The 13416-nt window shown below is 66.6% G+C and carries 13 protein-coding genes and 2 tRNA genes; all 15 read left to right on the forward strand.

Annotation, left to right across the window (positions count from 1 at the left end):
- Positions 1–13: 13 nt before the first annotated feature.
- The 15 genes from L6Q96_12970 (at position 14) to L6Q96_13040 (ending at position 13377) form a co-directional block, all read left to right on the forward strand.
- Positions 14–1003: an MBL fold metallo-hydrolase gene (locus tag L6Q96_12970; GenBank protein MCK6555472.1), complete on the forward strand. Its 990-nt coding sequence runs from the start codon at positions 14–16 to the stop codon at positions 1001–1003.
- A gap of 115 nt (positions 1004–1118) precedes the next feature.
- Positions 1119–1976 (forward strand): DsbA family protein, encoded by an 858-nt coding sequence (locus tag L6Q96_12975; GenBank protein ID MCK6555473.1) that lies wholly within the window; start codon positions 1119–1121, stop codon positions 1974–1976.
- 68 nt (positions 1977–2044) lie between these two features.
- Positions 2045–2119: transfer RNA gene (locus L6Q96_12980), tRNA-Val, on the forward strand.
- Between the two features lie 50 nt (positions 2120–2169).
- Positions 2170–4083: a threonine--tRNA ligase gene (gene thrS / locus L6Q96_12985; GenBank protein MCK6555474.1), complete on the forward strand. Its 1914-nt coding sequence runs from the start codon at positions 2170–2172 to the stop codon at positions 4081–4083.
- Positions 4084–4138: 55 nt separating this feature from the next.
- Positions 4139–4336 carry a 50S ribosomal protein L35 gene (rpmI, locus tag L6Q96_12990; GenBank protein MCK6555475.1) on the forward strand — a complete coding sequence of 66 codons (198 nt, stop codon included), beginning with the start codon at positions 4139–4141 and terminating at the stop codon, positions 4334–4336.
- A 60-nt stretch (positions 4337–4396) separates the two neighbouring features.
- Positions 4397–4756: a 50S ribosomal protein L20 gene (gene rplT, locus L6Q96_12995; protein ID MCK6555476.1), complete on the forward strand. Its 360-nt coding sequence runs from the start codon at positions 4397–4399 to the stop codon at positions 4754–4756.
- Positions 4757–4839: 83 nt separating this feature from the next.
- Positions 4840–5862 carry a phenylalanine--tRNA ligase subunit alpha gene (pheS, locus tag L6Q96_13000; protein ID MCK6555477.1) on the forward strand — a complete coding sequence of 341 codons (1023 nt, stop codon included), beginning with the start codon at positions 4840–4842 and terminating at the stop codon, positions 5860–5862.
- A 16-nt stretch (positions 5863–5878) separates the two neighbouring features.
- Positions 5879–8278: a phenylalanine--tRNA ligase subunit beta gene (pheT, locus tag L6Q96_13005; GenBank protein ID MCK6555478.1), complete on the forward strand. Its 2400-nt coding sequence runs from the start codon at positions 5879–5881 to the stop codon at positions 8276–8278.
- A 37-nt stretch (positions 8279–8315) separates the two neighbouring features.
- The gene (locus tag L6Q96_13010; GenBank protein MCK6555479.1) at positions 8316–8597 is read left to right on the forward strand and encodes an integration host factor subunit alpha; all 282 of its coding nucleotides are present in this window, start codon (positions 8316–8318) and stop codon (positions 8595–8597) included.
- Between the two features lie 9 nt (positions 8598–8606).
- A complete protein-coding gene (locus tag L6Q96_13015) occupies positions 8607–8981 on the forward strand; it encodes a MerR family transcriptional regulator (GenBank protein ID MCK6555480.1) in 375 nt (124 codons plus the stop codon).
- A 93-nt stretch (positions 8982–9074) separates the two neighbouring features.
- Positions 9075–9148: transfer RNA gene (locus tag L6Q96_13020), tRNA-Pro, on the forward strand.
- A gap of 69 nt (positions 9149–9217) precedes the next feature.
- Positions 9218–9991 (forward strand): 5'/3'-nucleotidase SurE, encoded by a 774-nt coding sequence (gene surE / locus L6Q96_13025; GenBank protein MCK6555481.1) that lies wholly within the window; start codon positions 9218–9220, stop codon positions 9989–9991.
- A gap of 19 nt (positions 9992–10010) precedes the next feature.
- Positions 10011–10529 (forward strand): adenine phosphoribosyltransferase, encoded by a 519-nt coding sequence (locus L6Q96_13030; protein ID MCK6555482.1) that lies wholly within the window; start codon positions 10011–10013, stop codon positions 10527–10529.
- 133 nt (positions 10530–10662) lie between these two features.
- A complete protein-coding gene (locus tag L6Q96_13035; GenBank protein MCK6555483.1) occupies positions 10663–12060 on the forward strand; it encodes a class II fumarate hydratase in 1398 nt (465 codons plus the stop codon).
- Positions 12061–12099: 39 nt separating this feature from the next.
- Positions 12100–13377, forward strand: coding sequence for a dipeptidase (locus L6Q96_13040; protein MCK6555484.1), 1278 nt, complete (start codon positions 12100–12102; stop codon positions 13375–13377).
- Positions 13378–13416: the final 39 nt, after the last annotated feature.

Below are 13416 nucleotides of genomic sequence, written 5' to 3' on the forward strand. Positions count from 1 at the left end.
CGGCATTACTCCCATGCGCGAGGGCACAGTTCAGGAAGTTGCCGCGGGGGTGTTTCTGGTGCGCCTGCCGCTGCCCGGTAAGCCGACCGTCGTCAACGTGTACTTGCTGAGTGGCGCCGGCGGCTGGGTGCTGGTGGACACGGGCCTCAATACGCAGGACAGCCTGGAAGCGATGGAAGCGGCGTTTGCCGCGGTCGGGTGTCGGCCCGAGGCGGTGCGGGCCATCGTGTGTACGCACCACCACCCGGACCACTTCGGGGCCTCGGCGGCGCTCAAACAGCGCACGGGCGCCGCGGTGTGGATCAGCCGTGCCGACCACCGCAGTTCCGAACACTATCGGACTCGAGAGCGCGGGGACGAGGCGATGGCGTTCTTCGCGCGGCACGGCCTGCCGATCGAGCGCTTCGGGCGCGTGCCGACGCCGGGGGAGTGGTGGGGCACGATGTACATGCCGGCGGAACCGGACGAGTTCCTGGAGGACGGTGCGGTGGTGTCGGTAGCCGAGTTATCGCTCGAGGCGATCGCCACGCCGGGGCACACGCCGGGGCACTGCGTTCTGCGCTTGCCGTCGCAGGGGTTGCTCGTTGCCGGCGACCATTTGCTGCCGAAGATCACGCCGCACGTCGGGTGGTATCCCGACGGGCCGCCGGATCCGCTCGGGGACTTCCTCGCCTCGCAGCGCAAGGTGCAGGGGTTGGATGTCCGGTTGGTTCTGCCGGCGCACGGCCGTCCGTTCACGGAACATCGGCGCCGAGCCGCTCAGATCGCGCAGCATCACGAGTACCGTTTGCGGGAGATTGCGGATGCCGTGGGGGCGCGGCCCCTGACCGCGTACGCGGCGGCGCAGAAAGCGTTCGGCTTCGACCGCGACGCGCCGCTGACGTTGCAGTTCCCGGCGACCTTCGAGACGCTGGCGCACCTGGAGCACCTGTGTGTTCGCGGCGAGGTGGCGCGCGAAGACGGGGCGGTGGAGACGTTGTACCGGCGCCGGCGGGCGCCATGAGCCTGTAGGCCCGCCGGCCCCACCCCGGGGGGAATTGGTTGTGTGCCGCGGATGCACGTGCTAACTGACCCGGATTCCCGGATCGGGATCCGAAAAGAGAGAGGAGATGTGCCTCATGAAGCGACTCATCTGTACAGGTGTGGCGGCGTTGTCGTTGGTAGGTGCGGGCGTGGCGGTCACGACTGCCGTCCGAGCTGCCGACGATCCGAACGCGAAGATCGTCGATTACTACCGCCGCAAGGCGAACGTTCCGCCCAACGTCACCCTCCAGGTGGAAGACGTTAAGCCGTCGACCGCGTTCAAGGGCGCCAAGTCGGCCGTCATCGTGGCCGGCAATCGCAAGGTGCCGGTGACCATGTCGGAGGACGGCCGCTATCTCGTCTTCGGCGAGGTGGAAGACATCACGGTCGATCCCTTCAAGGCGGTGATGGAAAAGGTCGCGGTGAAGAACCGTCCGTTCAAGGGCGGCGAGAATGCCAAGGTCACGATCGTCGAGTACTCCGACTTCCAGTGTCCGTTCTGCACCCGTGGCTACAACACCATGGAGAATCAGGTGCTGAAGGAGTACGGCGACAAGGTGAAGTTCTACTACAAGCACTTCCCGCTGCCGATGCATCCGTGGGCGCAGCCTGCGGCGGTGGCTACCGAGTGTGCGCTGTTGCAGAACAACAAGGACGCGTACTGGAAGCTCTACAACTTCTACTTCGAGCACCAGAAAGAGATTACGCCGCAGAACCTGAAGGAAAAGACGGCGGAGGCGTTGAAGGACTCGAAGATCGACATGGCGAAGTTCAACGAGTGCTTCGACGGCAACAAGACGGCCGACGAAGTGAAGGCGCAGATGACCGAGGGCCAGAGCGTGGGCGTGACCGGAACGCCGGGTTTTATCATCAACGGGCGTCTCGTGAGCGGTGCGCAGCCGTTCGAGAACTTCAAGGCCGTCATCGACGACGAGTTGAATCGCAAGAGCTGACACCGGCGCGCGCGTGCGCCGTCCGGCCCCGGGGCGGGCTGGGCGGCGGCGCGGCGGTGACGGGTCGCAGGCACGTAGCTCAGTGGGAGAGCGCTTCCCTGACACGGAAGAGGTCGGCGGTTCAATCCCGCCCGTGCCTACCAGCCCTTCCTGGCCGCCGGCGCGCCGGGGCGACGCCGGCGCATCTTTGTTAATGGCACAGATCACGATTACGACACCCGACGGAAACCGTCATGCGACGGCGGCCGGCACGCCGGTTGTTGCGGCCCTGAAGGCCGCCGGGGCGCTGTCCGGTCGGGTGGTTGCCGCGACCGTCAACGGTCGCAGGGTCGATCTTTCCTATCCGCTGGTCGAGGACGCGGAGATCGCCGCGATACCCGCCGATTCCCCGGCGGGCCTCGAAGTGCTGCGCCATTCCACCGCGCATCTCATGGCGCAGGCGGTACAACGCTTGTTCCCGAACGTGCAGGTGACCATCGGGCCGGTAATCGAGAACGGCTTCTACTACGACTTCAAGCGCGACACGCCGTTCACGCCGGAGGACCTCGAGCGCATCGAGGCGGCAATGCGCGAGATCGTCAAGGCCGACCTGAAGGTGACGCGCGAAGAAATGCCGCGCGAGCAGGCCATCGCTCGTTTCCGCGAGATGGGCGAGCAGTACAAGGTGGAGATCCTCGAAGGCATACCCGAGGCCGTGGTGTCGCTTTACCGCCAGGGCGACTGGGTCGATCTGTGCCGCGGGCCGCACGTTCCATCGACCGGTAAGCTCGGGGCGTTCAAACTCACCAGCGTCGCCGGGGCGTACTGGCGCGGCGACGAACGTAACGAGATGCTGCAACGCATCTACGGCACTGCCTGGGCTACGCGTGCCGACCTCGAGGCCTATCTGGAGCGGCTCGAACAGGCCCGGCAACGCGACCATCGCCGCCTGGGGCAGGTGTTGGACCTGTTCTCGCTGCACCCGATCGCTCCCGGATCGCCGTTCTTTCATCCGCGGGGCACCGTGCTGTACAACGTCCTCGTCGACTTCGTCCGCGGCCTCTACGGGCGATACGGCTACACCGAGGTGATCACGCCGCTCATCTACAAGACCGAGTTGTGGAAGACCTCGGGGCACTACGACGCCTTCCGTGAGGACATGTTCCTGATGCAGGTGGACGAGCAGGAGTACGGCGTCAAGCCGATGAACTGCCCCGGCCACTGCTACCTGTTTGGAACTCGCAAGCACTCGTACCGCGACCTGCCGGTGCGCTACGCCGACTTCAGCCGTCTGCACCGCTTCGAGCCCTCGGGCACCCTGACCGGACTGACCCGCGTGCGCTCGATGGTTCAGGACGACGCTCACATCTACTGCACGCCGGAGCAGACGGACATCGAGCTCGAGCGCTTTGTGGCCATGGTGCGGGAAGTGTACGGGGCATTCGGCTTCGACCGGATCGAGGTGACGCTGCAGACCCGGCCGGAGAAGTTCCTCGGTCGTATCGAACTCTGGGATGCCGCCGAGGCGGCTCTGCGGCGGGCCCTGGAGCAGGCCGGTTTCGCGGTAACCGTCTTACCGGGCGAGGGAGCTTTTTACGGTCCGAAGATCGGCTTCGATTTCCGTGATGTCCTGGAACGTTCGTGGACGCTGGCCACGGTGCAGATCGACTGCGCGATGCCTGAGCGCTTCGCCCTCCGTTACGTGACGCCGGAAGGCACGGAGGCGATTCCGACGATGCTCCACCGGGCGGTGCTCGGCTCGATCGAGCGGTTCATCGCCATTCTCATCGAGCACACCGGCGGCGCCTTCCCGTTATGGCTGGCGCCGGAGCAGACGCGAGTGCTGACCTTGACCGAGCGGCAGGAGACATACGGCCGGGAGGTGACCGAGCGTCTGCGGGGGGCCGGTCTGCGGGCCGAGATCGATGACCGCAACGAGAAACTCGGCTATAAGATCCGCGAGGCGCAGTTGCAGAAGGTTCCCTACATGGCGATCGTGGGCGACAAGGAGGCGGCAAACCGGACGGTGGCGGTGCGTAGCCGCAGCGGGGAAACTCCGGCGCCCGAGCCGCTGGAGGAGTTCGTTGCCCGCATTGCGGCGGAAGCCGCCGTGCCGGGCAAACACTGATACACGGCGCTCGCCGGCGGGGTTTGTCCCGGCCGGCCGCGCAGGAGGAGAAGTCATGCCGAAAATGAAGACCAGCCGCGGAGCCGCCAAGCGGTTCAAGATGACGGGAACGGGGAAGATCAGGCGCCGCAAGGCCTACCTGCGACACATCCTCACCTCGAAGGGCCGCAAGCGGAAACGTCACCTGCGCCAGACCGGCATGGTCGATGCGACCAACGAGCGGGCCATCCGTTTGCTGCTGCCGTATCTTTAGGCGGCGCTTGTGCCGCGGATGTCGAGATGCTAACCGATTGAGCTTTCGAGGAGATCGACCATGCCACGAGTGAAGCGCGGGACCAAAGCCCGCCGCCGGCACAAGAAAATCCTCAAGCTCGCCAAGGGTAACGTCGGCGGCCGGCGCAAACTGTACCGCCAGGCGCGCGAGACCGTCGAAAAGGGCCTGACTTACGCCTATCGCGATCGCAAGGTCCGCAAGCGCGAGTTTCGGGGGCTGTGGATCGTGCGTATCAACGCTGCCGCGCGCGAGCACGGCCTCAGCTACAGTCAGTTCATGCACGGGTTGAAGCAGGGGGGCGTGGGGGTGGATCGTAAGGTGTTGGCCGATCTGGCGGCCCGCGATCCCGCCGGCTTTCAGGAATTCGCGCAGATTGCCAGGGCGCATCTGGCCGCCTGACCGCGGCGTTGGCGTGGGCTGACGGCGCCCGAGAATCGGCCCGTCCGCTCGGTGGCGCGTGACGCCACGCGGACGGGGATCCCATGAAGGAGCAGTTGGCAGAGATCCACCGCGACGCGATCGCGGCGCTGGAGGCGTCGGGCAGCGAAGCGGAGGTGGACGCCGTGCGCGTGCGTTTTCTGGGGCGCAAGGGCCAGCTCACCGAGCTTGTCCGTGGCCTGCGCGACGTGCCGCCGGCCGAGCGCCCCACCGTCGGCGCTTATCTAAACGACATCAAGGACGACCTCGAGGCTCGCGTGGCAGCCGCGCAACTGCGACTCCGGGATGCGGCCCGGGTCGCCCGGGTGGCTGCGGAGCGCACCGACGTCACGCTGCCGGCCAGACGGCGGGCCGCCGGCCGGCTCCATCCCATCTCGCGTACGATGGAGGAAATCGTCGACATTTTCGTCGGGCTGGGTTTCTCCGTCGCCGAGGGGCCGGACGTCGAGGACGACTACCACAACTTCAGTGCGCTCAACATTCCGCGCGATCACCCCGCGCGCGACATGCACGATACGTTCTTCGTCGCCGAGGAGCAGGTGCTGCGCACGCACACTTCGCCGGTGCAGGTGCGGGTCATGGAAACCCAGACGCCGCCCCTGCGGGTGATTGCGCCCGGTGCGTGCTACCGCCACGACTACGACGTTACCCATTCGCCGATGTTCCATCAGGTCGAGGGCTTCATGGTCGATCGGCGCATCGCTTTCGGCGACCTCAAAGGCGTGCTTACGCTGGCGCTGCGGCGTTTGTTCGGCGCCGACACGAAACTGCGATTCCGCGCCAGCTTCTTCCCGTTTACCGAGCCCAGTGCCGAGGTCGACATCGGTTGCCTCTTCTGCGGTAGCCGGGACGAAACCTGCAGGGTCTGCAAGGGCACCGGGTGGATCGAGGTGCTCGGTGCCGGGTTGATCGATCCGAACGTGTTTGCCGCGGTGGGCTACGACCCCGAGGTGTACAGCGGCTTTGCCTTTGGCCTCGGTGTGGAGCGGATCGCCATGCTGCGTTACCAGATCAACGACATCCGGCTCTTCTACGCCAACGACGTCCGCTTCCTGGGGCAGTTCTGAGCGTGCGGGGTTGGCGATGCGAGTCACCTGCAACTGGCTGGCAGAGTTCGTGGCGATGGAGTGGCCGCTCGATCGGCTCACGGATCGCCTGACGACGGCGGGCTTCGAGGTCGAGGCGGTCGAAGCCTGGGGGCGCGATCTGCCTGACGTCGTCTGCGTCGAGGTGGTGCGTGTCGAACCGCATCCGCGCGCGGAGGGGCTCAGTGTGTGCGCCGTGCGGGCGGACGACGCGACGCTGCACACGGTGGTGTGCGGGGCGCCGAACGTGCGGGTCGGAATGCGGGTGCCGTGGGCGCGGCCCGGGGCGATGCTGCCGGACGGCAGGCCGGTTGCCGCGTTGGAGGTACATGGCTTCGCCTCGGCCGGGATGTTGTGCTCCGAGGCGGAGTTGGGGTTGGGCGGCGACGCCCGCGGTCTGCTCGTTCTCCCGGACGACGCCCGGCCGGGTCGGTCGGTCACCGCCGCGCTCGGGATCGAAGACACCGTTCTCGATATCGCCATCACGCCCAACCGCGGCGATTGCCTGAGCATTGTGGGCCTGGCCCGGGAGATCGCCGCGCTGACCGGACAGAGACCGGTCCGGCCGCGCGTACGCGTGTCGGAAAGCGATCCCGGGGCGGTGACGCTGGCGACGATTCAGATTGCCGACGCGGACCTCTGCGGCCGGTATGTCGGGCGGGTGGTCGCGGACGTCGGCATCGGGCCGGCGCCGTTGCGCATGCAGGCGCGGTTGCGGGCCGTGGGCGTGCGTCCGATCAACAACGTCGTCGACGTGACGAATTACGTGATGATCGAACGCGGGCAGCCCCTGCATGCCTTCGATTACGACCGCCTGCCGCGCCCGGAGATCGTCGTGCGCCGCGCTGGCCAGGCGGGAACGTTCACGACCCTCGACGGCCACGCGCGGGCTTTGCTGCCGAACGATCTGCTCATCACCAGCGGCGGCGAGACGGTGGCAATAGCCGGGATCATGGGCGGCGCCGACAGCGAGGTTACCGAAACGACGCGCCGGATCCTGCTGGAAAGCGCCTGGTTCGACCCCGCCGCCGTCCGGCGCACGGCCAAGCGGCTCGGGTTGCGCACCGAAGCCTCGTACCGGTTCGAGCGCTGCACCGACATCGAAGGGGTGGAAACGGCCGCGGACCGGGCGGCGGAGCTGATGGCGAATCTAGCGGGCGGGCGGGTGCTGCGCGGTTGCATCGACGTTTACCCGGGGCGCCGCACCATGGCGGCCGTGCCGCTGCGGTTGAAGCGTCTGGAGGAGTTGCTCGGAATGACGGTCGGCCGGGCCGAGGTGGTGGGCAAGCTGAAGGCTCTTGGCGTAGCGGTGACGCCGGGGCCTCGCGGTACGCTGTCCGCCGTGCCGCCATCGTATCGACCCGACCTGACCCGCGAGATCGATTTTATTGAGGAGGTGGTGCGCCTCATCGGGTACGACAACGTACCGACGACGTTCCCAAGTGGGGCGCTGACGGACGCTGCCGGCAGCGGCAACGAACGAACTTTCCGCGAGATCCGGCGGTACGTGGCCGGCCAGGGCCTGCACGAAGCGGTGTTTCTGGCGTTCGCCTCGGCAGAGACGAACCGGCTCTTTCCGGGCATTGATCCGGAGCCCCGGGCGGTGAGGATCGTCAACCCCCTCACCCAGGACGACACCGAGTTGCGCCGGAGCTTGTGCGGCCAGTTGGTGAGGGCGGTGCGCGACAATCTGGCGTACGGTGCGACTCGCGTGGCGCTGTTTTCCATCGGCAAGGTATTCTGGCGCGACGACGAGTTCCGCGAAGCCTGGCGCGTTGCCGGGGTGGTCTGCCGCGGCTTCCCCGGTACCGGCCTGGGCCGCCGCGACGAAGTCGAGCTGGTCGACATCAAGGGCGTTGTAGACGGCCTCTGCGAGCATCTCGGGGTCCCGGCAATGACCTGGCAGGTTGAGTCCGACCGGCCCGCCTTTCATCCCGGTCAGACGGCGGCGGTGATCGGGCCACATGGCGGGACGGTGGGCATCGCCGGCGCCCTGCATCCCGGCGTTCAAGACGCCCTCGATGTCGGGCCGCGCTGCTGGCTCTTCGAACTTGACTTGACCGCACTGCTCCAGTATTTTCCGCCCCGCGTGAAGTTCGCGGAACTTCCACGATTTCCAGCAGTTGTGCGTGATGTGGCCTTCGTTGTGGATGATGACTTCGCCTCCGATCGGCTGACGCGGTTTCTGCGCGGCGGTGCGGGAGCGGGGGACTTGGTGGAAGAGGTGCTGTTGTTCGATCAGTACGTTGGGGCGCCGATTCCGAGCGGGAAGAAGAGTCTGGCCTATACCGTGTCGTATCGGGCCGCGGACCGGACGTTGACCGATGCCGAGGTGAGTGAGGTGCACGCGCGGTTGATTGCTGCGGCGGTGGAGGCGTTGCACGTGGATCTGCGTTAGAAGGGGACGCCTGCCACAGGGAGGGCCGAGCGTGACCATGACGAAGGGCGACATCGTCGAACGGATCTACGAAAAGATCGGTTTCTCCAAGAAAGAGGCCAGCGAAGTCGTCGAATCGGTGTTCGAGATCATCAAGAACCGCCTGGGGCGGGGAGAGAAGGTCAAGATCTCTGGCTTCGGGAACTTCGTCGTCAATGCCAAGCGTCCCCGTAAAGGTCGTAACCCGCAAACGGGAGACGAGATTACCATTTCCGGCCGTCGCGTGTTGACCTTCAAAGCCAGTCAGGTGCTCAAGAAGACGATGAACTCCGAACCTTAGCGGTCTACCGTGGGTGCCCCAGCTCCCCAGCTTCCGGACAAACTCTACTTCAAGATCGGCGAAGCAGCGTCGATCGTCGGCGTCAAGCCTCACGTGTTGCGCTACTGGGAAAGCGAGTTCAGCATCGTGCGGCCGAACAAGAGCCGCTCGAAGCACCGGTTGTACCGCCGCAAGGACGTCGAAACGCTGCTGCAGATCAAGCAGCTGCTGCACGATCAACGGTTCACCATCGAGGGGGCGCGCAAACGCCTGCGGGAGGGGTCGCGAACCGGGGCGGCACGGCGGGAACCGCCGGGCGACGCCGAATCCTGCGAGGTCCGGTTACGGCATGCGCTGCAGTCGGTAAGGCGAGAGCTGCAAGCGCTGGTCAAACTGCTGCGATAGTCAGGCGCGCTGTACGGTTGAGTTCCTGAAGCTTAAGTGGCACTACTCAATACAGTAAGCCGCCCGCGGATGGTTGGTGGGCGGCTTACTTGTCGGGGCGTGGCGCAGCCTGGTAGCGCACTCGCTTGGGGTGCGAGTGGTCGTGGGTTCAAATCCCGCCGCCCCGATTTCCTCTTCTGTACCACGCGCGGCGAGGCTGGTTTGCCCGCTCAAAGGGGCGGTGCTACGGTGCCGCCGTGTCCATCCTGCTGAGTAACGACGACGGCATTGCGGCGGATGGATTGCGCGCTCTCCGCGAGGTGCTGGCCGACCTCGACGAGGTGTGGGTGGTGGCTCCCGATCGCGACCAGAGTGCAGTCAGCCATGCCCTGACGTTGTCGCGGCCGTTGCGTATCGAGTCGGCCGGTGTGCGTGCCTTCGCGGTCGACGGTACGCCGACCGACTGCGTGAACCTGGCCGTCAAGGGCATCCTGCCCGAGCGGCCGCGCCTGCTCGTCTCCGGGATCAATCGCGGCGCCAATCTGGGCGACGACATCACCTACTCGGGAACCGTCTCCGCGGCCATGGAAGGGACCCTCCTCGGTATTCCGTCGGTTGCGGTATCGCTGGTGACCGACAACGGCATGGACTTCTCGGCGGCGGCCGCGTTTGCGCGACAACTTGCGATCTCCGTGCTTCGCGACGGGTTGCCGCGGGACACGCTGCTGAACGTCAACGTGCCGGACCTCCCGGCGGCCAGCATCGAGGGGTTCGCGCTTGCGCGACAGGGGAAGCGCCGATACGGCGACGCCATCGTCGAGAAGGTCGATCCGCGCGGCAAGAAGTACTACTGGATCGGCGGCGGAGAGATTGGCTTCGTCGATGCGGAGGGCACCGACTTCAGCGCCATCCAGCGTGGCCTGATTGCGGTCACCCCGCTCCATCTCGATTTGACCAATTACGCGTCGTTGAGCATGCTCGGGCAACTGCGGGTTGTCTGGCCGCCCGATCGGGACCGGTCGGCGGGCTGAAGGGTGCTGGAAGGGGACGATGATCGACATCAAGTCTTACATCCGTGACATCCCCGACTTTCCGAAGCCGGGCATCATCTTCAAGGACATTACTCCGCTGCTTGCCGATGGGGCGGCGTTCAGGACGGTTGTGGACCGGATCGCGGCCAGACATCGGACCGGCATCGACAAGGTCGTCGGCATCGAGTCGCGCGGCTTCCTGATCGGTGCGGCGGTCGCCTACGCACTGGGTTGCGGGCTTGCCGTCGTGCGCAAGCCCGGGAAGCTGCCGTCCACCACGTACACGGCGGAATACGAACTCGAGTACGGCAACGACAGCCTCGAGATCCACCGCGATGCATTCGGCCACCCGTGCCGCGTGCTGATCGTCGACGATCTGCTGGCGACGGGCGGTACGGCAAGCGCGGCGATCGCGCTGGTGGAACGTCTCGGCGGCGAAGTGGTCGAGTGCGCTTTTCTCGTTGAGCTGGCCGTGCTGAAGGGCCGCGAACGTTTGCAGCCGCACCGGGTATTTGCCCTCGCCGAATACGGCGGCTAGGCCCCCCGGCGCGCCTCCCGTGCGGCCGTGGGGGACCGGGGATTGGGTGGGGTGGTGCCGCGCGCACGGCCGCGGTGGCTGCCGGGCGGCCGGACGGCTCCGGATACGCCTTGCCGCAAGGAGATGACGCACGATGGCCGACTTCCGCATAGAGCGAGACTCGATGGGCGAGATGCGTGTGCCCGCAAAGGCCTATTACGGCGCGCAAACGGCACGTGCGCTGGAGAACTTCCCGTTGAACGGGCCGCGTTTTTCCCGCCGATTCATCAAGGCCCTGGGTGTTGTCAAAGCCGCCGCCGCGCGGGTCAATATGCAACTCGGTCTTCTCGACGAAGCCCGCGGCCAGGCCATCGAGCGGGCGGCCCTCGAAGTGGCGGGCGGGAGCCTGGACGCGGAGTTTCCCCTGGACATCTTTCAGACCGGCTCGGGCACCTCGACGAACATGAACGCCAACGAGGTCATCGCCGCGCGCGCCATCGAGCTGCTCGGCGGCAGCCGCGGCGACAGGAACCTCGTGCACCCGAACGATCACGTCAATATGGCGCAGAGCACCAACGACGTCTTCCCGAGCGCGATGCACGTCGCCGCCATGGATGCCCTCGAGACCCACACCCTTCCGGCGTTGCGTAAACTGGCCGACGGCTTCGCGGCGAAGGCGGCCGAGTTCGCCGACGTCGTCAAGTCCGGACGCACGCACTTGCAGGATGCCGTGCCGATCACGCTCGGGCAGGAGTTCTCCGGATACGCCGGGGTCATGCGCCACGGCGTGGTGCGGCTCGAGAACACCCGGCGCCACCTGTCCGAGTTGCCCATCGGCGGCACCGCGGTGGGCACCGGTATCAACGCCCATCCGGAGTTCGGCACGCGGGTGGTGACCGAGCTGCGCGTTCTCACCGGGCACCTGTTCCGCCGGGCCGAGAACGTCTTCGAGGCCATGCAAAACCGCGATGCGGCGGTCGAGGTGTCGAGCGCGGTCAAGATCGTCGCCGTCGGCTTGATGAAGGTCGGCAACGACCTGCGCCTGCTAACTTCGGGTCCGCGCACCGGACTCAACGAGATCGAGTTGCCGGCGACCCAGCCCGGGTCGAGCATTATGCCCGGGAAGGTGAACCCGGTCATTCCGGAGGCCGTGAACATGGTGGCGGCGCAGCTCATCGGCAACGACGGCGCCATCGTCGTCGCGGCGCTGAACGGCAATCTCGACCTCAACGTGATGATGCCGGTGATCGCCCACAACTTGCTCGAAGAGCTCGAGCTGCTCGGCAGTGCCGCCCGGGTGTTCGAGGAGAAGTGCGTGCGCGGCATAACGGCCAACGTCGCGCAGTGCCGAGCTTACGGCGAGCGAACTGCGTCGCTGGTGACCGCCATCGCGCCGGTGGTCGGTTACGACGTCGCGGCGAGGGTCTTCAAGCAGTCAGTCGCCGGGGACAGGCCGATCCGCGAGGTGATGATCGAGGAGAACTTGATTCCGAAGGAACGGTTGGACGAGATTCTCGATCTCAAGAAGCTCACCGAGGGCGGTCGCGCCTGAGGCCGCCAGGCGAGTGGGCAAGCCGGAATGGAGGGACGAATGCAGCGCCGCTCATCGGGCCGAGTCGTCGGTACCCTGCTGGCGATTGTCGCCGCTCTGGCGGTCACGATCCTCGTCGGTGCCGGGATCTTCGGGCCCGAGGTCATAGAGCGCTCCGCCAATCGAGTGCTGGTGTCGCCGCCGTACCCGGTGGGCAAGGAGGCGCGGGACCTGCACGACCGCATGTTCGTTGCCGACCTGCACGCCGATCCGCTGCTGTGGCAGCGCGACCTGCTCGTGCGCGGGAGCTTCGGTCACGTCGACGTGCCGCGCTTGATCGAGGCCAACGTCGCCTTGCAGGTGTTCGGTGTGGTCACGCAGGTGCCCTACGGCATCAACTACGAGCGCAACGCCGGCGACGCCTTCGACGTGGTCAGTGTGCTCGCCGTCCTGCAGCGCTGGCCGGTGGCCACGTGGACGAGCCGCACGGAGCGGGCCATTTATCAGGCGCAGAAGTTCACGGACGTGGCAGCACGTTCGGGCGGGCGGTTCCGTCTCATCCGTCGGGTCGAGGACCTTTACGCGTATCTCGAGGATCGCACCCGCGACCGCCAGCAGACGGCGGGAATGCTGGCGATCGAGGGGATGCAGGCAATCGATGGCAAGCTCGAGAACGTGGCACGGCTGCGCGCGGCGGGATTTCGGATGATGGGCATCGCGCACTTCTTCGACAATCAGGTTGGCGGTTCGGCGCACGGTACCGAACGCGGCGGCCTGACCGACCTCGGCCGGGCCGCGGTGCGCGAGATGCAGGCAACCGGCATCGCCGTCGACCTCGCGCACGCGTCGCCGCAGGTGTTCGACGAGGTGGCGGCGATGACCACCAAGCCGCTTGTCGTCTCGCACGCGGGCGTCAAGGGGACGTGCGACTCGCCGCGCAACCTGAGCGACGCGCAGTTGCGCAAGGTGGCGGCGACGGGCGGGGTGGTCGGCATCGGATACTGGGATGGTGCGGTGTGCGATCCGTCGCTGGCAGGAATCGTCAAGGCGATCCGGTACGCGATCGGGGTGGCCGGGCCGGACCACGTCGGCCTGGGTTCCGACTTCGACGGCGCTACGGCCACGCCGTTCGATACCACGGGCGTGCCGCGGCTCACCGAGGCGCTCCTCCAATCGGGACTATCGCAGCAGGACGTGGCGAAGATCATGGGCGCCAACGCTTTCAGAGTCCTGCGCGCGAACCTGCCGAGCGGTATCGAGGCGTCGACGCTGCCGCCGGCTGCGCCGAGCCCCACGGTCAAGGCCGCCGGGGGCACCGGGGCGAGCCGGACACCGTGACCTCCGGCCCGAGGTCGGCACGACCGGCGGGCGGGGTCT

Source organism: Candidatus Binatia bacterium, from assembly GCA_023150935.1.
Lineage (GTDB): Bacteria > Desulfobacterota > Binatia > HRBIN30 > HRBIN30 > JAKLJW01.